This window comes from Streptomyces longispororuber (assembly GCF_024448165.1).
In the GTDB taxonomy this organism is placed as follows: Bacteria; Actinomycetota; Actinomycetes; order Streptomycetales; family Streptomycetaceae; genus Streptomyces; species Streptomyces longispororuber_A.
On record NZ_JAMOLN010000114.1, the window covers coordinates 1 to 21,630 of the forward strand.

Genomic DNA, 21,630 nt, shown 5'->3' on the forward strand with positions numbered 1-21,630 from the left:
CCCGGACACGCTGCGTGATCTTGCAAGCTGCGTTGCTAGGTTGATCGAAGCCAGTGCATCCGATAGTCGCACCAGCAATCACGACACGGGGGAAGGTACTCACCCATGGCATGGGACGAGTGGGAACAAGCCAAGGCGAGCGCGGCCGACCGGCAGTCAACCCATATGCAGTTGAACACGGTCGACGGCGGAGGCCTCGATGGAAGCAGCGCGGCGCTGCCCGGCAAGACCGGGGACCTGAAGGTCTCGGACCGCGATCTGGCCAAGATCGGCGGCGAGGCGGGCGAGCTCTACCAACTCCTGTGGGACAAGGCCCGCGTCGCCGACGCCAGCAGCACCAAAGCCGCCGCCGACCTCTCGGGACAGGGCTTCTCCGTCGGCTCGGGGCTCCAGCACGTGGCGAACCGCTGGAGCGAGCAGCTGAACTCCCTGATGGACGCGTGCGCCCACATCTCCAACCACATGCAGACCACGAAGAAGGTCCATGCCGGGGACGAGCACTACATCCAGCGCCAGATGAGCAGCATCGACACCCTGGACCAGGGCTTCGACGAACGCGTCGGCGAAGAGGGCCGCCGCAACCCCGCGTACTACGGCAAACCCAGCGACAAGAAGGACAGCTGATGGACTTCGACGCGCTGTACCACGCCAACTTCAAGCTCCTCGACGACGCCGTCACGGACTGGGGCCACCTCGTCGACAACCTGCTGACCCTCAAGACCAAAGCCGAGGACGGCCTGCACAAGGCCGCCAACAAGGCGGACTGGTCCGGCCTCAACTCCCAGGTGACCAAGCGGTTCATCGGCAAGACCGCCGGCGAGTTCGCGGACGCCCACACGCAGGCCACGACGGTTCACAACATCCTCCGCGACACCCGGGGAGAGCTGAAGAAGTACAAGGGCCAGCTCGAAGAAGCAGTGGAGCGGGGCCGCAAGCAGAACATCACCGTCATCGGCTACGACGGCGGCTTCACGGTCACCTCGAACGTCCCGCCGGAGGGCCGCGCCCACACCGACAAGGACAACCAGCACGACATCACCGCGCTGCGCGACGAGATCGAGAAGATCCTCAAGAACGCGGCCGAGAGCGACAGCTCCGCGAACGAGGTCCTCAAGGCGATCGCCGACCAGAGCGAGATGGGCTTCTCGGACGCGAGCTACAAGGACCGGGACGACGCGGCGGCGGCCCTCAAGGAAGCCGAAGACCTGGCCAAGCTCGCGAAGAAGGACCCCGAGGACCTGACGGCCAAGGACTTCGACCGGATCAATGCCGGACTGCAGAAGTACAAGAACGACGAGCTGTTCTCGGAACGGTTCGCCACCGCTCTGGGGCCGAAGAAGACGTTGGAATTCTGGACCGGAGTCACCAACCCCTACGAGAATCGCGATCTGTACCTGGCCCGGAAGGACCAGCTCGACGACCTTCAGAAGAACCTGAGTCTGACACTTGCGAGCGCCTCTCAGAGCGACTCGGCCGCCATGGCCGACTGGAAGCGCACGATGATCGACTCGGGCGACAAACGGCTGGGCCCCAACGGCAGCGGCCCGATGGGCTTCCAGGTCATGAGCAATCTCATGCGGGCAGGCAACTACGACGACACGTTCATGACCCAGTACGGCGACGCGCTCATGAAGACCGAGCGGCACCTCACCGGCAAGGGCGAGCACGGCAACAACGCCTGGCAGCACATGGGGTCGGACCAGCGCCTCAACTTCATGGGCAAGGACGGCGGCGACAGTGGCGACGATCCGCTGACCGGATACCTCAAGGGCCTCTCCAACAGCCCGGACGCGGCCACCGAGTTCTTCAACCAGGAGTACGTGTCCAAGGAGGACCCGGACAATCCGTTCGAGCATGACACGGACGGCGACGGAAAGATGGGGAAGAAGGAACTCTCCAACTTTCAGTACCTCTTCGAGGAGCGGGACTGGCCGCAGGAGACGAGCCTGGAAGGGGACGAACTTCACACAGGGCAGAACAACTTGGCCCTGGCTCTGGAGGCTGCCACGACTGGGCATCCGGCTGGAGAGTTGCCCACCAAGGACACTCCGGCGCACAACGCAGAACAAAGTAAACTCTTCGAAAGTATCGTCGCTTCTGTTTCTGAAGATAACGGGCGCCTCACGGACAGCAGTTACATGTCCGACAGTATGGGCCAGATCGCATCAGAGTACCTTCCTGACATCAGCAGGGCACAGACCGACGTCGATCCTCATCCCGCTCGGAACGACAGGGACGGCCTCGACGCGTGGAAGCGAATCGAAAACCTCTACCCGGTAGCAGGATCCTCTGCGGAAATGAATCATCACGACGTCTCCCGATTCCTTTTCGCTGTAGGCCAGAACCCGGAGGGCTACGCGGCCGTTGAAGTCGGCCAGAAGAGCTACATGGCCAATCTGATGGACTACCACTTGCGCCCGGACCTGCCGGAGAGCCAACGTCCTCACCGCGACCTAGAGTTGACAGTGCGCGCCATTGCCGAGCACTCGGGAGAGGTCTCGGGGTCACTGGCGATGGGAAGGCAGCAGGGCGTCTCGGGACCTGCCGATCTCGAGGACAAGGCTTACGACCATGCAGTGGGCCAATGGAAGGGCGCGATTGCCGGCACCGTTGGAACCGGCATCGGAGTGGGAACCTCATTCATCGCTTCCCCCGCAGTTGGCGCCGGCGTCGGCGGAGCCGCTGGAACTGTAACCAGCGCCATGCTGGAAGAGCTGTTCAAGGACGCAGAGGGATCCGCAAAAGATAACGCCGGACCCAAAATGGGCGAGGATTGGGAAAACGGGCAGAAAAACAACATGACGTACACGAGAAGGGCCGCTTCCGAAGCCGCCCATGCTCACGGCCTCAAGAACCCGGGGGACGCAGCCTCATGGGCAGAGATTGAATCCAGGAAGGGGTTCCTCGCCGGAGGGTCATATATGGAGCGTGTCGCCCCAGAACTCATCACGGACATTTGAGCAGTCTCACATCATACGAGGACCTGAAGTGCGCGCTCGCCAGCTTGTGGTCATGTCATTGGCAGTCACAATGTGCACCCTTGCCAGCTGTTCTGACAATTCGGAACCGGAGCGAAATTATGCCATCCCTAAAGATCTGTGCGGAATCTCCATCGATTCAACTCTTCTGACACCATTCCTCCCGGAAGGGAAGAGTATTGTCATCAGGGAAGAGGATCCGGTTCCCAGTCAGAAGAATTGCCAAGTGAACGTGGATGGGAAAGTCGCCTTCATCGCCAGTCAAGAATGGTGGGAGGACGGCGATACCTTGGCACAGGTAGCCGAAGGGAATCCCAAGCTTGATGGCGCCGAGATCTCCGAGGATGGCCGCCTTATTTACTCGGAAACCGGAGCGGTTAGCTCGGTCGATCCATGCACCAGTCCGGACCATCCCAAGTACAAACTCTTCACGTCGATCAAGGCGTATGCGGACGGACGCGGCAGTCCGGACGCGATGAAACGTCTGGTCTCTGCGTACACGAAGGCTGTGAAGCAGTCCGATACCTGCACTAAGCCTGGGTAGAACTTCGCAATTCGGGCCCACTGGCGCCCACAAAGCATGGAGGTCAGCAGGGAAGACCGGGTTGTGAGGCTCACTCGTCCCAAACTTCTTGTTGCTGCGGGGGTCCTTGCTGACGCTCGCCACCGCGTCGCCAGCACTGGTGCTGTCGGGCGTGTGCAGTGCTCTTTCTCGGCAGAGTCCGAGCGGTCGTTGCGGGTGACGGCCCGAACGACACGCACAGCCACCGACAAGACATTGCTCGCCTCGATTCGGGGCTACGCGCAGGCCGTCGCCGCCACGAAGGCCTGCGCTGGTCTGTGACGACCGCCTAGATCGATTGCGAGGCTCCCCTGCTAGGAACCGCGGTAGGGGTTGCTCTCCGGGCTGCCACCCGGCGTCCCCGGACCGTACGGCTGCTGTCCCGTGAACTGCTGTCCACCGTAAGGCTGTTGCTGCGGAGCGCCGTACGGCCCACCGGGATAGCCCTGCTGCACCGGAGCCCCCGGAGGCGGAGGCGGGACCTGCTGGTCGCCGCGACGGCGCCTGGCCGCCACGAAGGCGACGGCTCCGCCGATCACCACGACTGCCGCGACGCCCACGCCGATCCACAGCCCGGTGTTGCCGCCGTCGTCCTTGGCGGCAGCCGCCGCTTCAGGCTTCTCGTCGCTGCCCGTTGCCTTCGAAGCTTCCGGAGCCGGCGACTTGGCCACCACGGGGAAGTCCGACATCGGGAACTTGTCGGCCGGGCCGGGGTTTCCGGGGTTGGTCAGGGCGATGCGGGGGCGGACGATGCCGTAGCCGATGCTGTCGTTGCGCTTGGCGCCGTCCGTCGGGCCGCCGATGGTGTTCAGGATGACCTTGAGGACCTGGTTGTTGGTCCAGGAGGGGTGCTTGGACCAGATGAGAGCTGCACTCGCGGAGGCCAGTGCGCTGGCGTCACTGGTGCCGTGGCTCTTGCAGTAGCCCGTCTTGCCGCCGCAGGCGTGGACAATGTCCATGCCTGGTGCGGCCACATCCACGTGCGAGGCCTCGTTGGACTCGCTCGTACGCTTGCCGTTCTCGGAGATTGCGCCGACACCCACCACGCCAGGAGTGGCAGCCGGGTAGTTGACGGAGTTGGTCGTACTGCCGTCATTGCCGGTGGCAGCAAAGATCAAAGACCCCTTACCCAAGGCGTACTTGACCGCATCCGCCAACTGATCGGTCAAGGGCTTCTGATCCGGGCTGACCGTCGCTGCACCGTGTGAAACGTTGATGACCTTCGCACCATGGTCCGCTGCGTACCTGATGCCCTGCGCCACCTCGGTGAACACCCACTCCGACGACTCTCCGCGGTTGGCGGCCCTTTCGCCGTTGGAGATCCGGACAGGGAGGATCTTGGCTCTCGGGGCAAGGCCGAAAGCTCCGTTCCCGCCATTGCCCGAACCGGTCCCTGCGATCACTCCGGCGATACCGGTGCCGTGACCGTCGTAGTCCGTGTGCGCATCACCGGTCGCCTTCTTGGCCAGGTCCTTCCCAGGGAGCACCTGACCTTGCAGGTCCGGGTGATCCGCGTTGACTCCGGTATCCACCACGGCCACCGTGATGCCCTTACCGGTGCTGGTCTTCCACATCTGGTCAGCCTTCATGGCGTCCAGATGCCACTGCTGCGAGCGGAAGGAGTCCGCCTGGGCGGGGGCCACCGCCACCGTTCCCACCAACAGCAGGCCTAGCGCTGCCGAGGCTGCCGCGCCGAAGTTTCTGCGGCGGTTGCTGTTGGTGGGGGGCATGGGTTACCTCTCGTCGCTCTTGGTGTCGTCCGTGACAACGGAAGGCACACTACGGCGTGCGTCCGGCTGCCAGGTGTCCTGATCCTCGGTGACGTAGTCGGGGCGGTCGCTGCCCTGCTCGTCGTCACGGCGCGTTCCGGGGCGTGATCCGGCCGGCGCTGCGCCGCCATGACCTGCCGCACCCGAGTTCCGGGAACCTTCGCCGCCGGCTCCCGCCCCGCCCTGAGGACGGACCAGACCCGATCCCCCCTGGCTGAACGCCTTGGTGTTCGCCCTCTGCTGCTGGCTGGGCGAACCTCCGACGACACCCTTGGCGCCCGTGGCTCCGGCCGACAGTCGCCCCGGAGTCGTGCCCCGGGACGAGCCGGAACCGGGGTTGGTCGGCCTGCCGCTGATGCCGCTCTGCGGCTGAGCCGACGGGCCTCGCGTGCCCGTCGTGCCCCGCGTGTTCCCTTCGGCGCCCATGACCGTGCCTCGCGGCATGCCGGTCGTGGACCTGCCTGCTCCCGGTTGCTGGCGCCCACCCGTGACACCGCTCTGAGCGGGTCCACGGCCCTGGACCGAGCCGGTGCTCCGGCCCGCTCCTGTCGCGGACTGACCAGGTCCCGTGGTGTTCGTCGGGCGTCCGTATGCGTTCGAGGCACCGGGACCCGTCGGGCGGCCCGTGACGCCAGGGGCCGTAGGACGGCCGTTCGCTCCCGGCGTTCCAGGACCAGTGGGACGGCCGGTCAGGCCCGGGGCGCCAGGTCCGGTGGGACGACCCGTCAGGCCCGGGGCGCCGGGTGCGGTGGGGCGGCCCGTGATTCCGCGGGCCGTCGGACCGGTGGCCGGGCGGCCGTTCACCGGCGGGACACCGCCGCGAGCAGGCTGATTGGGCGTGCCGGTGATGCCGTAGGCCGGCGGGATCAGCCCGGGGCCGGTCTGGTTCGGAGCGGTCGGGCCAGGGGTTGTCGGAGGGGCGGAACCGGTCGGCTGCTGTGTCATGGGCGGGAGGGTGTCGACCGAGTCGATTCCCATACGCGTGGGCGTCTCCGGAACGGCCGGTGCTGCGGCCCCGGCAGATCCACTGACGCCGGGCGCCACGCCCGCCTCAGCACCCGGACGGGCGGCACCACTCACCGCGGCTCCGTGCGCCGCTGAACCCGTACCTGCGATCGAAGGGGCGCCACCGACGGCGCCTCCCCCTGCACCGCCCCGTCCGGTGCCCAAGTCCTCGCTTCCGTAGAACTTGCTGGCCTCGGGGTCCTGGATCTTCGACGGCATCGGCGGAAACTTCAAAAGCTCCGGCTTCCGCGCCGCCGCCATCTGCGAAGCAGACAACGAATACGCCTGCCCCAGCTTCTCCAACTCATCAGCGGTCTGCTGTCGCACCGCCATGTTCTTCGAGAGGATCGTCTGCGCGTCAGGATCGTTGTGCGCGGACCGCGCCGCGTCGATGTTCGCGTCGACGCCCTTGTCCCGCGGCGCCGAGGTCTTGGCCTTGCCGATCGCCGTGGCCGCCTGGCCGAGCCACTTCGACGTGTCCTGGCTGTAGTCGCCCATCGCCACGGTCACGTTGGCCAGCTTGCCCGCCCACTGGCGGAAGGAGTCGGCGCCGTCGCCCTTCCACTTCACCCACTGAGGACGGACCTTGAGCTCGTCGGCGATGGAGTGGATCTCCTTGGCCGCGGCGGACAGCTTGTCCGCCGCCGCCTGGACCGTGCCGGCGTCCGCCTCGTCGAGCCACGCGAGCATCTGCTCGTGCGTCATGCCGTCGAACGACGTCTTCTTGCCCTGGCCAGCCATTACATGCTCCCGCCGCTGTCGCCGCCACGCTGCTTCTCGGCCTTGCCCGACCCGCCGGGATCCGCGGCCTGCTTCTCCTTCTCCGGCACGTACTCGCCGCCGTAGTGATCCGTGGTCTCCGCATTGATCGCGGCCAACCGCCGCCGCACGTCGTCGTCGACGTTGTCGTAACCCTTGTGCGACGCCAGCACCGCGATGCCCATCGCCTCTATCGAGTCCGAGAGGAGGCTCGAGAGGTTCTCCAGGTCGGCGATCACCGTGTCGTACTGGGTGAACATGCTGTCGGCCTCGTGCCAGCCCTTGTGGCCGCCGCCGAACTTCGTGCGGCCCAGCGGCTCGTGGCCGACCTTCTTCGGGCCCGCCGGTGATTCCCTCAGGTCCTTGATCAGCTGGTCGACCCGCTGCTGGAACTTGGTGAACGACTCCAGCTCGGTGACGACGTCACCGACCGCGTCCTTCGCCGCCTCGACGACGCCGAACGCCCAGCCGCCCAGGCCACCGCCACCCTTGTCGTCCGCCATCGCGTCCGCCCTCCCCGTTCCCCCGTGAAGTCCCTTGGATCCCCGTGCCCCGTACGGTCACTGCCGAAGCCAAAGTCAGAAGTCTGGGCACAACTCTAGCCAGGCGCACTGACAGTTCACAGTCGCCTCAGGGCAGAGGCAACACACATCACGTCACAGAACGCCACGGCGCGTAACAGTTCGAAACCGAGGCGGTGCGGTCAACAGGCCGTGGGATTCAGCCAGTTGCCTCGGCGGCTGCGGCGGGCACGGGCAGCGGTTCCGTCACGACCGCCGCCTGCGGGCGGATCGGGAGGCGGTTCACCGGGCGGCCCGTCGCCGCGCGGACCGCCGAGGCGACCGCAGCGGGGGACGCGACCACCGGCACCGCGCTGGCGGCCTTCGCGCCGAACGGGGCGACCACGTCCCGCTCCTCGACCAGCTTCACGATGCGGATGTCCGGCGCGTCGAGGGACGTGGGCAGCGCATAGCCGGTCAGGTCGGGGCGCCGGACGACGCCCTTCGGGGTCCGGAGGTTCTCCGTGAGCGCCGCGCCCACGCCCTGCGTGACCCCGGCCTCGATGCGGGCCGCGAGCTGGCCCGGGTTGAGGACCCGGCCGACGTCCTGCGCCACCGCCAGTTCCACCACCCGTACGGAGCCGATCTCGATGTCGACGTCGACGACCGCGCGGATCGCGCAGAACGCGAGGCCCACGAAGGCGTCGCCCTGGCCGGTCGCGTCCAGCGGCTCGGTGGGGTGGGGGCGGCACTGCGCCGTCGCCCACAACTCCTTGCCCTCCATGGCCTCTTCGACCGTCGTGGACAGGACCCCGTCGTACGACGTGATCTTGCCGTCCGCGATCTGGAGGAGCTCCGTGGACATGCCGAACTTGTGGGCCAGCGGCTGGAGCAGCTGCGTGCGGACCATCTTCGCCGCGCGTTCCACCGCACCGCCCGACACCCATGTGTGTCGGCCGCGGCAGCCCGGGCCCGCCGGCGGCTGGTCCGTGTCGACCGGCGCCACGTGCACCTCGTCGATGCCGAGCGTGTCCTGGACGATCTGGCGGGCGAGGGTGGTGAAGCCCTGGCCCGTCTCGACCGCCGCGCAGATGACCGTGGCGACGCCGTCCAGGACCTTGACGGTGGCCGTCGACACCTCGTCCGCGCCCTCCGCGCCGAGCATGTGGACCATGCCGATGCCGTAGCCGACGCCCCGCCTGACCGCCCCGGGCTCACCGGCCCCCTCCGGTCCGCCCGGCAGCAGCCAGTCCTCCTCGGGCGTGTCCTTCGGAAGGGCGGGCAGCGGGAAGTCCCGCACCGCGGAGAGGAGTTCGGCGACCGGCGCGGGGCACGTCACCGTCTGGCCCGTCGGCAGGACGTCGCCCGTCGCAAGGACGTTGCGCATGCGCAGCTCGGCCGGGTCGATGCCCAGCTTCTTCGCGAGCTTGTCCATCTGGGCCTCGTAGGCGGCGCAGACCTGGAGCGCGCCCTCGCCCCGTACGTGACCGGAGGGCGGGTTGTTCGTGCGGACCGCCCAGCCTTCGATCAGGGCGTGCGGCACCACGTACGGGCCGCAGGCGAAGGCCACGGCCGCCGCCAGCGCGTCCGACGAGGTGTCCGCGTAGGCGCCCGCGTCGAGCAGGATCTGCGCCTCGACCTTCACCAGCCTGCCGTCCGCGTCCGCGTGGTGGCGGTAGCGGAGCAGCGTGGGGTGGCGGTGCGGGTGGCCCAGGAAGGATTCCTCGCGGGTCGCCGTCAGCTTGACCGGGCAGCCGGTCTTCAGCGCCAGCAGCCCCAGCGGGAGGTGGAAGCTCGGGTCCTCCCGGTCGGCCGTCGCGCCCGCCACGCCCGTGACGACGACCTTCACGCGCTCCGGCTCCAGGCCGTAGCGGGAGGCCGCCAGATCGCGGTCGCCGTGCGGGTCCGTGGACGCGATGTAGAGCTCCACGCCGCCGTCGGGGCGGGGTACGGCGAGGCCGGCCTCGGCGCCGATCGGCGCCGGGTCCTGGCGGCCGATGCGGTACTGGCCCTCGACGATCACCTCGCCCGTCGCCTCCGCGTCGCCGTGGCGCAGCGGGATGTGGCGGACCAGGTTGCCGTCGGGGTGCAGGGGTTCGGCGGCGAAGGACTGCTCGGGGTCGGTGACCGGGTCGAGCACCTCGTACTCGACGATGATCGCCGCGGCGGCCATCCGGGCCGTGTCCGGGTGGTCGGCCGCGACCGCCGCGAGGGCCTCGCCGTGGTGGCGTACGACCTCGGAGGCGAAGACCGGGCGGTCCGCCGTGCGGTGGCCGGGGAGCGGGCCGCCGGCGACATCCTCGTGCGTGACCACCGCGTGGACGCCGGGCATCTCGCGCGCGTGGGTGGTGTCGATGGAGACCACGCGTGCGTGCGCGTGCGGGGAGCGCAGGATCGCCGCCCAGAGCAGGCCCTCGGCCCACAGGTCGGAGGCGTACGGGAAGGTGCCCTCCGTCTTGGCGCGGGCCTCCGCCGAGGGGAGCGTGGTGCCCAGTCCGTGCGGGAGGCCTTCCGCCTCTGGGGCCACGGGGACCTCGGTCGTCTCGTTGGTCACGCCTGGCCTCCGTCCTTGAAGTCCCCGTACGTACCGTGCGGACCGTGCGACCCGTGAGCGTCGTGGTCGCCGCGATCCCCGTAGGTTCCCTGACCGCCGTGATCGCCGTGATCGCCGTGGAAGTCCTGGATGCCCTCGCTGGGCGCCGGGCCCGCCTGGTGCGGGATGCGGGGTTCCTCCGCGCCGGGGCCGGGCGGTGGTTCGGCGGCCGCCGCCTCCGCGGACGTCTGCCGCTCGACCGTCACCTGCCGGACCGCGTCCAGGACGCCCCGGTACCCGGAGCAGCGGCACAGATTGCCGCACAGCGCCTGGCGAGCCTCCAGGTCGGTCGGGTTCGGGTTGCCCTCGAGCAGGTCGTGGACCGTCATCGCCATGCCGGGAACGCAGAAGCCGCACTGGACGGCCCCGCAGGCGGCCAGCGCCCGCTGCACGTCGGAGGGCTGCCCGTCGGCGGCCAGACCCTCGACGGTGCGGACCTCGCTGCCGGCCGCGGTCGCCGCGGGCACCAGGCAGGAGGCGACGAGGCGGCCGTCCACCTGGACGTTGCACGCTCCGCACTCGCCCTGCGAGCAGCCGTCCTTGGCACCCGCCAGGCCGAGGCGCTCGCGCAGCACGTACAGGAGCGACTCGCCGATCCAGGCGTCCGTGACGGGGCGGTCGGCGCCGTTGACCCGCAGGACGTAGCTGACCAGGGGGTGGTCGTCGTGGAGCGGGAGGCGGGCCGGGGCGTCGTCCGTCTCCGTGTCGTCCGCCGTCTCGCCGTCCGCGTCCAGGTCGGAAACAGCCGTCCCCGGCTCCGACCCCGCCTCCACATCCGTGTCCGAAGGCGCATCCGCGTCCGCCTCTACCGGCTCCTCGGCCCGTACGGCCTCCGGTTCCAGCTCGGCCTCGACCTCAGGAACCTCGGCAACCACCGGTTCCGGTTCCGGTTCCGGTTCCGCTTCGGGCTCAGGACCGGCCGGCTGGGCCCACGCCTCACTCGCCCACGGCGCGGCCGCGCCGCCCGGCAGCGTGGCGGGCGGCGGCGTGCGGTCGCCCCACTGCGAGGCGAGCGCCGAGGTCGTGAACTCGCCCGACTCGTCCGGCAGTTCACCGCCCGCGAGCGGGATCGACCACTGGCCGGTGCTGCCCTGCGCGGGCGCCCCGTACTGCTGCTGGTTCGCGTCGGGCCAGCTGACGCCCGCGCCACCCGCAGCACCGCCCGAAGGGTCACCGGAAGCACCGCCCGAAGGGGCACCGGCGGGATCCGAAGACTCCCCGGCCCCCGTCAGCTCCTGCGGCAGCACCCACACCCCGGTCGCCGCCGGGTCGGTCGCGGCGGCACCCGTGGCCGGGCTCACCGTTATCTGCGGCGGCACGTAGCCGTGGCCGGGTGCGGCGAGCGGCGCCTCGTCGGGGAAGCCGTCGGGCGGCAGCTGTACGAACGCGGTCGCGTCGGAGTCGTAGTCGCCCTGGGGCAACGGCTCCCAGCCGTCCGCGCCAGAGCCATGACCGGTACCGGGGTTCGTCACGACAGCGCCCTCCCGAGTGCACGTCGGGCCAGCGCGGCGACGGTGCGCCGCAGATGCAGTACGGCGGCCGGCAGGGTCTCCTGCGTGCCGTCGGGAGCGGGGGCCGGGTCGGGGATGCAGGCCGCGGCGACGTACTCGCCGAACGCCTGCACGGCCTCCGGTACGAGTGCGCTCCGCTCGCCGTCCCAGTCGATGAGCGAGGCCACCCACTGCTCGGCCTCCAGCGGGCGCAGCGGCATCGGCGCGATGGCGCCGACGGCGCAGCGCACGCCGCGCCTGGCCGGGTCGAGGACCAGGGCCACGGACGCGGTCGCCCGGCCGGGGCCGGTCCGTCCGGTGGCCTTCAGGAAGACCTGCGGCGCGTGCAGCAGCGGGACCCGGACGAAGCCGATCAGCTCGCCGGGCCGGAGCATCTCCATGCCGGCCAGCAGGTGCGAGACGGGGACCTCGCGGCGGGCGCCCTGCGGCCCCGCGATGATCAACGTGGCTTCGAGGGCGGCCAGTACGGGCAGCGCGTCGTTCGTCGGGGCGGCCGACGCGATGTTGCCGCCGAGCGTGCCCGCGTTGCGGATCTGCGGCGGGCCCGCGGCGCGCGCGGAGGCGGCGAGGGCGGGGATGAGGGCGGCGAAGTCGGGGCGGCCCATCCGGGCGTGGGTGAGGCCGGCGCCGAGCAGCGCGTGGCCGTCCTGGTACTGCCAGCCGCGGATCTCGCTGATCCGGCCGAGGCCGACGAGGGCGGCCGGGCGGAGTTGACCCGCGTTGACCTGGGCCATGAGGTCGGTGCCGCCGGCGACGGGCACGGCCGCGGGCATCGCGGCGAGCGCTGCGACCGCCTCGTCCAGCGAACCCGGAAGTACCGCGGCCTGTGTCGCCTGCGGTGCGTGCGTGGTCAAAACCGGCTGCCCCTTCCCGATGTCCGGCCGCGCGCCCGGCGGCGTGCCGGTCCCGCGTGGTCCGCGCGTGACCGCCGTTCCCGCCGTTACGCCTGTTCCGCCGTACGGTACGTGCTGACAGGCCGGACGTGGCAACTCTGGCACATCTTCCCGGGAGCCCGGAGAGGGGGTCCGGTAGGAGGCATTCGCCCCTTCCACCTGGGAGATGACCGATATCGCACCGCATCGCCGGTGAGCGCGAATTGACACTCTTCGGCGATGTATGGGGTGACGTAGGCGCGATATAAGGGCCGGTCGCGCCCCTGGGGGCGCACGTGTCCCGGGAGTGCACCCCCGGGACACGCCGCACGAGGGCCGGACTCACACGTTCGGGGGCGCCCCTTCGATCGGACGTCCGAGCACTCCGGGGCGACGCTGCCACGGCAACGGGCCGCCCGGCGGCCGGTAGTCGACGCCCAGCGCGTCAAGTCGCCGGTAGTGGACGGCCATGCGGCGCTCGAAGTCCGCGTAGTCGCGCTCGGCCGGGGCGGGCAGTTCGCTCCAGGCCACCTCGCAGAAGGCGGAGAGGCGCGGGAAGGCCTGGTAGTCGACGCGCCGGGCGTCCTCCATCACCTCGCTCCACAGGTTGGCCTGGGTGCCGAGCACGTGCCGGGCCTCGTCCGCGGTGAGCTGCGGCGGAACCGGCTCGAAGCGGTAGACGTCCTCCAGGGTGCGGACGTACCCGATCGGGACCGGCTCGTCCTCCCCGGCCGCCTGCCGGTGGTCCAGATAGACCTGCTGCTCGGGGCACATGACGACGTCGTGGCCCGCCTTGGCCGCGGTGATGCCGCCCGCGTAGCCGCGCCAGGAGGAGACGGTGGCGCCGGGCGCGAGGCCGCCCTCCAGGATCTCGTCCCAGCCGACGAGCCGCCGGCCGCGCTCACTCAGCCAGGTGTCGAAGTGCCGGATGAACCAGGACTGCAGCTCGTCCTCGTCCTTCAGTCCCAGTTCCTTGATGCGGGCCTGGGCGGTCGGCGACTGCTTCCACTGGTCCTTGGGGCATTCGTCGCCGCCGACGTGGATGAACGTCGAGGGGAAGAGGCCGAGGAGTTCCTCGAAGACGCCCTCGTAGAACCGGAGGGTGTTGTCAGTGGGGGCGAGTACGTTCGGATTGACGCCCCAGGTGTCCCAGACGGGGAGAGAAGACGTGTCGATCACATCGGAGTTGCCGAGTTCCGGATACGCGTGGATGGCCGCCTGCGAGTGGCCGGGCACGTCGATCTCGGGGACCACCGCGATATGCCGGGCGTGGGCGTAGGCGACGATCTCCCGAATGTCGTCCTGCGTGTAGAAGCCGCCGTGCGGCTTGTCCTCCCACAACTCCGAGGCCCGGTGGCCGAATTTCGTCCGTGACCGCCAGGAGCCGTGCTCCGTCAGTTTCGGGTAGCGCTTGATCTCGACACGCCAGCCCTGGTCGTCGGTGAGGTGGAAGTGGAAGACGTTGAGTTTGTGGGCGGCCAGCAGATCGAGAAAGCGCAGGACCCCGTCCTTCGGCATGAAGTGGCGGGACACGTCGAGCATCGCGCCGCGCCAGCGGAAGCGCGGGCTGTCCTCGATCGTCACGTACGGCAGGGTCCACCGGCGGTCGGCGGCGAGCGGGGCCCGGCGGTGGGCGTCGGGGCCGAGGAGCTGACGCAGCGTCTGGGCCCCCCAGAAGACACCGGCCGCGGCGCCGCCCTCGATGGTCACGCCGTCGGCGGTGACGCTCAGCCGGTACGCCTCCGCCGCCAGGGAGGGGTCGACGGACAGCCGTACGGCATCGGTGCCGTCCGCGCTCGCGGGCGCCAGTGCGAGCCCGGTCACGGCGCCGAGCGTGGCGCGCAGCCAGCGCGCCGTGTCCTCGGTGCCCTCGCCCGCCACGATCCCGGTGCCGCCACCGAGTTCGTACGAGCCGTCGCCCTCCACCACACGGCGGGGTGCCGGAATGAGATCCATGAATGCCAGGCCCTTCTCTATGGGGTCTCTAGGGGGTCAGTCCTTGACCGCGCCGCCGAGCCCGGAGACCAGGCGCCGCTGCACGAGGACGAAGAAGACGAGTACGGGGAGGGTCATCACGGTCGAGGCTGCCATGATTCCGCCCCAGTCGTTCTCGTCCGGTTTGAAGAAGACGAGCAGGGCCATCGGCAGCGTCGACTGGGACGTGTCGCTGATGATGAAGGACTTCGCGAACAGGAAGTCGTTCCAGGTGGAGATGAAGGAGAAGACGCTCGTCGCCACCAGACCGGGGAAGACGAGGGGGAAGAGGATCTGCCAGAGAAAGCGGGCGCGGCTCGCGCCGTCGATGTAGGCGGCCTCTTCGAGCGCTTCGGGGACCGCCTTCACGAAGCCGCGCAGCATCCACACGGCGAAGGGCAGCGAGAAGGCGAGATGGGGCAGGATCAGCGAGCCGAGCGTGTTGAGCTGTCCGAAGTCCCGCATCAGGAAGAAGAGCGGGATGGTGAGCGCTTCCACGGGCACCATCTGCGCGACGAGGAACATGATGAGCAGCGTCGTGCGGAACCGGAATCGGAATCGCGTCACGGCCGTCGCCGCGAGGAATGCGACGAGCGCGGAGACCACGACGACGGTGCCCGCGACGATGAGGCTGTTGAGGAAGTACCGGCCGAATTCCTGCTGTTGGAAGACGCGGCGGAAGGAGTCGAGGGACGGGGCGAGTGTCCAGGGGCGGGGCTCGGTCGATTCGATCTCGCCGGCCGGTTTGAAGGCGCTGAGCACCATCCAGTAGAGGGGGAAGGCGACGACGAGGGCGATCAGCAGCGCGGACGCCTCGGCGGCGAGCCGCCAGGGCCGGCGGACGCGCAGACCGCGCGCGGCCCGTATGCCGGGCAGGGTCACAGCTCTCTCCCCTCTCGGCGCATCAGCCGCAGATAGACGAGCGTCACCGCGAGCAGGATCACGAGCATCACGACGCCGATGGCCGAGCCGAGGCTGTACTCGCTCCCGGCGAAGGCCTTCTGGTAGGCGTACACGTTGAGCACGAGGTTCTGTCCTGCGATGCCGCCGCCGTTCGTCATGACGTAGATCTGGGTGAAGACCTTGAAGTCCCAGATGATCGACTGGATGGTGACGACGACGAGGATGGGCCGCAGCATCGGCGCCATGACCGAGCGCCAGGTCCGCCACTGCGAGGCCCCGTCGAGCGAGGCCGCCTCCAGGACCTCGCCCGGGATGGCCCTGATCCCCGCGTACACGGTCACCATGACGAACGGGAAAGAGCACCAGACCACTTCGAGCAGGACGAGCGCGAAGGCGCTGTACCGCCCGTAGGTCCAGGAGAAGTCGCCGAGTCCGAGCGTCTTGTTGACCGGGCCGAAGTCCGGGTCGAAGAGGAACATCCAGACGGTGGACCCGGTGATCGCCGGGGTCGCCCAGGCGCCGAGCGCGGCCAGCATCAGCGCGAGCCGGGGCACGGCCCGCACCCGGGTGAGCAGCACGGCGAGCGCGCAGCCGACGAGCAGCGTGGAGACGACGCAGGCCGCCGCGAACAGCACGGTGGCGAGCAGTACCTGCCAGAACTGGCTGTCGGAGAACAGGTGCTGGTAGTTGGCGAGGCCCTGGAAGGTCGTCGGTTCGCCGCCGCTGACCTGGGCCTGGGTGTACTCCAGGAAGGAGATCAGGCCGAGTTGGTAGATCGGGTAGACGAGCAGTCCGCCCAGCAGGACCAGGGCGGGGGCCAGATACAGCCAGGGTGTCCAGCGCGCGCCGTGCACGGACCTCACCCGGCGGCCCCGAAGGCGTCGTCCATCTTCCGCGCCGCGTCACCGGAGGCGGCCTTCACGTCCTTACGTCCGCTGACGATCTCCTGGAACATGGTCGGCAGGACGAGCGAGGCGTCGATCTTGGCCCAGGCCGGCGAGGCGGGCACGAACTTGGCGCCGGCGCCGAGGGTCTTCACGAACGGCGCGACGAACGGCTCCTTCTTCGCGACCTCGTCCCGCACGTCGGTGTAGGTGGGCAGGAACCCCATGCCGGCGAAGAGTTCGCGCTGGGTGTCCTTCCCGGCGAGCTGCTTCATGAGGTCGACGGCGAGGGTGCGGTGCGAGGTGCTCCTGAGCACACCGATGTTGTTGCCGCCGGCGAACGCGGGCGCGATCTCCCCCGCCTTCACCCCCGGCAGCGGCACGACGGCGTACTTCCCCTTCACCTTGCCGTCCTCCATGGCCTGGTGGCTGAAGTCGCCGCCGATCGCCATGGCGGCCTTGCCCGCGGCGAAGGCGGTGACGGTGTCGTTGCCGCCCATGGCGGCGCACTTGGCGGCGGGACAGTTGGTGTCGCCGAAGAGGGACGTGTAGGCCTTGATGCCCTTCCGCGCGGCGGGACTGTCGATCGCGGAGACGTACCCGTCGCCCTTCTCGTCGGCGAGTTCACCGCCGTTGGCCCAGATGAAGGGCATCGCGCCGTAGGTGTACGCGCCGCCGACGGCGAGTCCGTACAGCTCGGGACGCACCTTGTGGATCTTCCGGGCGGTGGCGACGAGTTCGGCCTGGGTCTTCGGGACGTCGACGCCCAGCTGCTCGAAGACGTCGGTCCGGTAGTAGAGGGCTCGGACGCCGACGAAGTACGGGGCGCCGTAGACCTTGCCGTCGACGGTGACGGACTGCTTGGCGGTCGGGTCCGTCTGGGCGGCCTCGTCCCAGGCCGCGAACTCCTTCGTCACGTCCGCGAGTCCGCCGTCCTTCACGTACCCGGCGGTGTCGGTGTTGCCGTACTCGATGACGTCGGGCGCGCTCTTCGGGTCGTTGAAGGCGGCCTTGATCTTCTCGGCGCGGGTCTCGACGGGGATGTACTCGACCTTCACCTTCGCCCCGTCGTGCGCCTTCTCGAAGGCGGTGACGGTCTCGTCGACGACCTGCTTCTTGGGCGCGTTGTTGACCTCCTGGAAGAGCCAGACGCGCAGGGTGCCGCTCTTCTCGTCGTCGGCGGAGCCGCTGTTGTCGGAGGTGCCGGGGGCGCAGGCGGTGGCCGCCAGGACAAGTGCCGCGAGGGGGACGGCGGTTCGTGCGGCGAACGTACGGGGGTGGTTCATCGGAAACGCCTCCGAAGTGTCGTTGCAACATACGCAATGGGGGTTTCGCTCTGCACAACACGACGGAGGCTAAAAGGACTGGACCAGTGAGCGCAATGGTTTACGAAGCACAAAAAGAGGCCCCTGGTGCGCGCATCAGCGCACCAGGGGCCTCACAGAAGACCTCGCCCGGGAGGCCACACAGGAGACAGGAAAGGGGGGTGGGGCTACTTCTTCCCGCCGTCCTTGCCACCGTCCTTGTCGCCACCGGCGCCCATGGACTCGTAGATCTCCTTGCACATGGGACAGACGGGATACTTCTTCGGGTCACGGCCCGGCACCCACACCTTGCCGCAGAGCGCGACCACAGGCGTCCCGTCCAGCGCGCTCGCCATGATCTTGTCCTTCTGGACATAGTGGGCGAAGCGCTCGTGATCGCCGTCGCCGTGCGACGTCTGCGGCGTCGGCTCTACGAGGGTCCCCGTACCTGTCCCGCGCTCGGGCTCAAGAGTGCTCATGGAGCCCAAGGGTACTGAAACCCGTCAGTTGAGCGAAGGGTCGTCCGGATACGTCGCCACCATCGCCAGTTCGCTGCGCTGGCGGCGCAGGACCGCGCGCCACAGACCCTCGGGCCGGGTGGCGGAGACATCACCGGGCTCCGACTCGACGACGTACCAGGCGCCCTCGGTCAGCTCGTCCTCCAACTGGCCGGGCCCCCAGCCCGAGTACCCCGCGAAGATCCGCAGACTGCCGAGCGCGGCGGCCAGCAGCTCCGGCGGCGCCTCCAGGTCGACGAGACCGATCGCGCCGTGCACGCGGCGCCACCCGAGGGGGGCCGCCTCCAGCGAGTCCCCAGGGATCACGGCGACGCCGAGCGCGGAGTCGAGGGAGACGGGACCGCCCTGGAAGACGACGCCCGGCTCACCGGCCAGCTCGCCCCAGCCCTCCAGGATGTCCCCGACGTCCACCGGGGTCGGCCGGTTGAGCACCACGCCGAGCGAGCCCTCCTCGTCGTGGTCGAGGAGCAGCACGACCGCCCGGTCGAAATTCGGGTCCGCGAGGGCGGGTGTGGCCACGAGCAGCCGCCCTGTGAGCGAGGACACCTCGGTCATGGCAGACATGATCCCGCATCTTCCCGCCGCACGGGGAGCCAAGCGTAAGAACCGCATGAATGCAGCTCAGCGCGCATGGAAGCGGAAGGGGCGCACGCCCGCCCGACGGTCACCCCATGTGCCCGATTCGGAACGGTTCGTGTTGTAGCGAAGTCATGACGGTTCCCTGCGTCCTCGGGCTTACGGAGCAGGGGGAGGCGGCCCTTACCCTTGTCCCTTGGCCCCCTGCCCACCTCATCGGAACGCGAGATTCATGACCGTCACCGACGATGTACTGCTTGTCCACGGCGGAACCCCGCTGGAGGGCGAGATCCGTGTCCGCGGCGCCAAGAACCTGGTGCCCAAGGCCATGGTCGCGGCCCTCCTCGGCAGCGCTCCGAGCCGGCTGCGCAATGTCCCGGACATCCGCGACGTCCGCGTCGTACGCGGTCTGCTGCAGCTGCACGGTGTGACGGTCCGCCCCGGCGAGGAGCCGGGCGAGCTGGTGATGGACCCCTCGCACGTGGAGTCGGCGAACGTGGCCGACATCGACGCGCACGCCGGGTCCTCCCGCATCCCGATCCTCCTGTGCGGGCCGCTCCTGCACCGCCTCGGCCACGCCTTCATCCCGGGCCTCGGCGGCTGCGACATCGGCGGCCGGCCGATCGACTTCCACTTCGAGGTGCTCCGCCAGTTCGGCGCGACCATCGAGAAGCGCGCGGACGGCCAGTACCTGGAGGCCCCGCAGCGGCTGCGCGGCACCAAGATCCGTCTCCCCTACCCCTCCGTGGGCGCCACCGAGCAGGTCCTGCTCACGGCCGTCCTCGCCGAGGGCGTCACGGAGCTCTCGAACGCGGCCGTCGAGCCGGAGATCGAGGACCTGATCTGCGTCCTGCAGAAAATGGGCGCGATCATCGCGATGGACACCGACCGCACCATCCGCATCACCGGTGTGGACAAGCTCGGCGGCTACACGCACCGCGCGCTCTCCGACCGCCTGGAGGCGGCGTCCTGGGCGTCGGCTGCGCTCGCGACCGAGGGCAACATCTACGTGCGCGGCGCCCAGCAGCGCTCGATGATGACGTTCCTCAACACGTACCGGAAGGTCGGCGGCGCCTTCGAGATCGACGACGAGGGCATCCGCTTCTGGCACCCCGGCGGCCAGTTGAAGTCCATCGCGCTGGAGACGGACGTCCACCCCGGTTTCCAGACGGACTGGCAGCAGCCGCTCGTCGTGGCGCTCACGCAGGCCACGGGCCTGTCGATCGTCCACGAGACGGTCTACGAGTCCCGCCTCGGCTTCACCTCCGCGCTCAACCAGATGGGCGCGCACATCCAGCTCTACCGCGAGTGCCTGGGCGGCTCCGACTGCCGCTTCGGCCAGCGCAACTTCCTGCACTCGGCCGTCGTTTCGGGCCCGACCAAGCTGGAGGGCGCCGACCTGGTCATCCCCGACCTGCGCGGCGGCTTCTCGTACCTGATCGCGGCCCTCGCCGCGCAGGGCACGTCCCGGGTGCACGGCATCGACCTGATCAACCGCGGTTACGAGAACTTCATGGAGAAGCTCGTTGAACTCGGCGCGAAGGTTGAGCTTCCGGGCAAGGCGCTGGGCTGAGCGCCCTTCTGATTGCGTACGTTGACGGGGCCGTCCGGGACACCGGGCGGCCCCGTCGTCGTAGAGCCCGAGAGTCGCCATGATCCAACTGCCCCGCCCCGCCGCGCTCCTGACCGACATGGACGGCACGCTCGTCGACTCCGAGCGGGCCTGGCTCGCCGTCGTGGCCCGGCTGCTGCCCGGCCGGGACGGGCTCGACGCGTACGCGGGCCTCACGATCCGGGACGCCGCGCGCCGGCTCGTCGACGAGGGCCGCACGGATCTCCCGTACGAGGACGCGGCCGCCTTCCTCGACCGGGAGTTCACGGCGGCCGTGGCCGCCGGTGTGCGGCTGCAGCCAGGCGCTCTGCGGCTGTTGGACGGGGCGCGGGCCCTCGGCGTCCCTGTGGCGCTCGTGACGGCTTCTGAGCGGCACGTGGCCGAGCTGGTGGTGAAGTCCCTGGGGGCCGAGCGGTTCACGGTGCTCGTGACGAACGGCGACACGGAGCGCGGCAAGCCGCATCCCGACCCGTACCTGGCCGCGGCTCGGGCGCTCGGGGCGGCGCCGTCGGACTGTCTCGCCGTGGAGGACACGCCCACGGGGGCCGCGGCTGCGCTCTCCGCGGGGTGCCGGTTGCTGGCGGTCCCGTCGGTTCCGGGCATCGCACCCGGGCCCCGTACGACGGTCGTCGGGACGTTGGCGGACGTGACGCTCGCGCATCTGCCGGGCTGACGATTCGCCGGCGCCTGCGGGCCGGTGGGGCTTCTCGCGCAGTTCCCCGCGCCCCTGAAAGCTGCGGCTCCGCCGCGCTTTCCCCTGGAGGCGCACGGAGTGCGCCTTTCAGGGGCGCGGGGAACTGCGCGACCAGCCACGACGAGACCCGCACCCGCCGACGCGAAAGAACCCCGCACACGCGAAAGCGGCCCCCCGGAAACCCAGGGGACCGCTTCCTCGCCTAAGACTTACTTGCCCTTGGCGGCTTCCTTGAGCTTCGAGCCCGCGGAGACCTTCACGCTGTAACCGGCCGGGATGTTGATCGGCTCGCCGGTCTGCGGGTTACGAGCGGTGCGAGCGGCACGGTGGGTGCGCTCGAAGGTCAGGAAGCCGGGGATGGTGACCTTCTCGTCGCCCTTGGCAACGATCTCGCCGACGGTCTCGGCGAACGCGGCCAGCACGGCGTCGGCGTCCTTGCGGGTCACCTCGGCGCGGTCGGCCAGCGCGGCCACCAGCTCACTGCGGTTCATGTTTGTACTCCCGTGTTCTTCTTGCCGTTGAGGCGTGCCACGCGGCGGCAAGCCGCATGTTGGGCAACAGCGAAGCCGATGCTGCCAGGGTCTCGGTCAGGCCCAGGACCCGGGTCCGTCGTCCA

The 21,630-nt window shown here is 69.4% G+C and carries 18 protein-coding genes; 5 read left to right on the top strand and 13 right to left on the bottom strand.

What is annotated here, in order from left to right; all coding sequences use genetic code 11:
- Positions 1 to 105: 105 nt before the first annotated feature.
- From M4J07_RS28210 to M4J07_RS28220, 3 genes are read left to right on the top strand one after another with little or no spacing between them, the layout of a single operon-like run.
- Complete coding sequence (locus tag M4J07_RS28210) at positions 106 to 624, top strand: hypothetical protein (RefSeq protein WP_255976097.1); 519 nt, start codon at positions 106 to 108, stop codon at positions 622 to 624.
- Positions 624 to 2,960, top strand: a complete 2,337-nt coding sequence (locus M4J07_RS28215; protein WP_255976099.1) for a hypothetical protein — start codon at positions 624 to 626, stop codon at positions 2,958 to 2,960. Before M4J07_RS28210 ends, M4J07_RS28215 begins: the two co-directional genes overlap by 1 nt.
- Positions 2,961 to 2,988: 28 nt before the next feature.
- On the top strand, positions 2,989 to 3,522 hold the full coding sequence (locus tag M4J07_RS28220; protein ID WP_255976101.1) for a DUF3659 domain-containing protein: 534 nt from the start codon (positions 2,989 to 2,991) through the stop codon (positions 3,520 to 3,522).
- Between the two features lie 332 nt (positions 3,523 to 3,854).
- On the opposite strand, the gene mycP is transcribed toward M4J07_RS28220, so the two are convergent.
- The 12 genes from mycP to M4J07_RS28280 form a co-directional block, all read right to left on the bottom strand.
- Positions 3,855 to 5,270, bottom strand: a complete 1,416-nt coding sequence (mycP, locus tag M4J07_RS28225; protein ID WP_255976103.1) for a type VII secretion-associated serine protease mycosin — start codon at positions 5,268 to 5,270, stop codon at positions 3,855 to 3,857.
- 3 nt (positions 5,271 to 5,273) lie between these two features.
- The gene (locus M4J07_RS28230; protein ID WP_255976105.1) at positions 5,274 to 7,055 is read right to left on the bottom strand and encodes a hypothetical protein; all 1,782 of its coding nucleotides are present in this window, start codon (positions 7,053 to 7,055) and stop codon (positions 5,274 to 5,276) included.
- On the bottom strand, positions 7,055 to 7,576 hold the full coding sequence (locus M4J07_RS28235; RefSeq protein WP_255976107.1) for a hypothetical protein: 522 nt from the start codon (positions 7,574 to 7,576) through the stop codon (positions 7,055 to 7,057). The genes M4J07_RS28230 and M4J07_RS28235 overlap by 1 nt, the downstream gene beginning before the upstream one ends.
- Before the next feature lie 217 nt (positions 7,577 to 7,793).
- Entirely contained in the window at positions 7,794 to 10,127 is a 2,334-nt protein-coding gene (locus tag M4J07_RS28240) for a xanthine dehydrogenase family protein molybdopterin-binding subunit (RefSeq protein WP_255976109.1), read from the bottom strand.
- On the bottom strand, positions 10,124 to 11,638 hold the full coding sequence (locus M4J07_RS28245; protein ID WP_255976111.1) for a 2Fe-2S iron-sulfur cluster-binding protein: 1,515 nt from the start codon (positions 11,636 to 11,638) through the stop codon (positions 10,124 to 10,126). The genes M4J07_RS28240 and M4J07_RS28245 overlap by 4 nt, the downstream gene beginning before the upstream one ends.
- Positions 11,635 to 12,531, bottom strand: coding sequence for an FAD binding domain-containing protein (locus tag M4J07_RS28250; RefSeq protein WP_255976113.1), 897 nt, complete (start codon positions 12,529 to 12,531; stop codon positions 11,635 to 11,637). The genes M4J07_RS28245 and M4J07_RS28250 overlap by 4 nt, the downstream gene beginning before the upstream one ends.
- Positions 12,532 to 12,891: 360 nt before the next feature.
- On the bottom strand, positions 12,892 to 14,505 hold the full coding sequence (locus M4J07_RS28255) for a beta-N-acetylhexosaminidase (RefSeq protein WP_255976115.1): 1,614 nt from the start codon (positions 14,503 to 14,505) through the stop codon (positions 12,892 to 12,894).
- A 36-nt stretch (positions 14,506 to 14,541) separates the two neighbouring features.
- Positions 14,542 to 15,405 (bottom strand): carbohydrate ABC transporter permease, encoded by an 864-nt coding sequence (locus M4J07_RS28260; protein ID WP_255976117.1) that lies wholly within the window; start codon positions 15,403 to 15,405, stop codon positions 14,542 to 14,544.
- Complete coding sequence (locus M4J07_RS28265) at positions 15,402 to 16,289, bottom strand: carbohydrate ABC transporter permease (RefSeq protein ID WP_255976119.1); 888 nt, start codon at positions 16,287 to 16,289, stop codon at positions 15,402 to 15,404. Before M4J07_RS28265 ends, M4J07_RS28260 begins: the two co-directional genes overlap by 4 nt.
- On the bottom strand, positions 16,286 to 17,596 hold the full coding sequence (locus M4J07_RS28270; protein WP_255976121.1) for an extracellular solute-binding protein: 1,311 nt from the start codon (positions 17,594 to 17,596) through the stop codon (positions 16,286 to 16,288). Before M4J07_RS28270 ends, M4J07_RS28265 begins: the two co-directional genes overlap by 4 nt.
- 206 nt (positions 17,597 to 17,802) lie before the next feature.
- Positions 17,803 to 18,093, bottom strand: a complete 291-nt coding sequence (locus M4J07_RS28275) for a DUF3039 domain-containing protein (RefSeq protein WP_255976123.1) — start codon at positions 18,091 to 18,093, stop codon at positions 17,803 to 17,805.
- A gap of 24 nt (positions 18,094 to 18,117) precedes the next feature.
- Entirely contained in the window at positions 18,118 to 18,687 is a 570-nt protein-coding gene (locus M4J07_RS28280; protein WP_255976125.1) for a YqgE/AlgH family protein, read from the bottom strand.
- A 253-nt stretch (positions 18,688 to 18,940) separates the two neighbouring features.
- Here M4J07_RS28280 and murA point away from each other — a divergent pair, with 253 nt between their 5' ends.
- Both murA and M4J07_RS28290 read left to right on the top strand, forming a co-directional pair.
- Positions 18,941 to 20,281 carry a UDP-N-acetylglucosamine 1-carboxyvinyltransferase gene (murA, locus tag M4J07_RS28285; RefSeq protein WP_255976127.1) on the top strand — a complete coding sequence of 447 codons (1,341 nt, stop codon included), beginning with the start codon at positions 18,941 to 18,943 and terminating at the stop codon, positions 20,279 to 20,281.
- Positions 20,282 to 20,360: 79 nt separating this feature from the next.
- Positions 20,361 to 20,993, top strand: a complete 633-nt coding sequence (locus M4J07_RS28290) for an HAD family hydrolase (RefSeq protein ID WP_255976129.1) — start codon at positions 20,361 to 20,363, stop codon at positions 20,991 to 20,993.
- 230 nt (positions 20,994 to 21,223) lie between these two features.
- Here M4J07_RS28290 and M4J07_RS28295 read toward each other — a convergent pair whose 3' ends face one another.
- Positions 21,224 to 21,505, bottom strand: coding sequence for an HU family DNA-binding protein (locus tag M4J07_RS28295; protein WP_016645140.1), 282 nt, complete (start codon positions 21,503 to 21,505; stop codon positions 21,224 to 21,226).
- Between the last annotated feature and the right edge of the window lie 125 nt (positions 21,506 to 21,630).

Bases quoted from the DNA above. Each gene is read 5' to 3' on its own strand.
- M4J07_RS28210 (WP_255976097.1), top strand. From the start codon at position 106: ATGGCATGGGACGAGTGGGAACAAGCCAAGGCGAGCGCGGCCGACCGG.
- M4J07_RS28215 (WP_255976099.1), top strand. From the start codon at position 624: ATGGACTTCGACGCGCTGTACCACGCCAACTTCAAGCTCCTCGACGAC.
- mycP (WP_255976103.1), bottom strand. From the start codon at position 5,270: ATGCCCCCCACCAACAGCAACCGCCGCAGAAACTTCGGCGCGGCAGCC.
- M4J07_RS28230 (WP_255976105.1), bottom strand. From the start codon at position 7,055: ATGGCTGGCCAGGGCAAGAAGACGTCGTTCGACGGCATGACGCACGAG.
- M4J07_RS28235 (WP_255976107.1), bottom strand. From the start codon at position 7,576: ATGGCGGACGACAAGGGTGGCGGTGGCCTGGGCGGCTGGGCGTTCGGC.
- M4J07_RS28255 (WP_255976115.1), bottom strand. From the start codon at position 14,505: ATGGATCTCATTCCGGCACCCCGCCGTGTGGTGGAGGGCGACGGCTCG.
- M4J07_RS28270 (WP_255976121.1), bottom strand. From the start codon at position 17,596: ATGAACCACCCCCGTACGTTCGCCGCACGAACCGCCGTCCCCCTCGCG.
- M4J07_RS28275 (WP_255976123.1), bottom strand. From the start codon at position 18,093: ATGAGCACTCTTGAGCCCGAGCGCGGGACAGGTACGGGGACCCTCGTA.
- M4J07_RS28280 (WP_255976125.1), bottom strand. From the start codon at position 18,687: ATGACCGAGGTGTCCTCGCTCACAGGGCGGCTGCTCGTGGCCACACCC.
- murA (WP_255976127.1), top strand. From the start codon at position 18,941: ATGACCGTCACCGACGATGTACTGCTTGTCCACGGCGGAACCCCGCTG.
- M4J07_RS28290 (WP_255976129.1), top strand. From the start codon at position 20,361: ATGATCCAACTGCCCCGCCCCGCCGCGCTCCTGACCGACATGGACGGC.
- M4J07_RS28295 (WP_016645140.1), bottom strand. From the start codon at position 21,505: ATGAACCGCAGTGAGCTGGTGGCCGCGCTGGCCGACCGCGCCGAGGTG.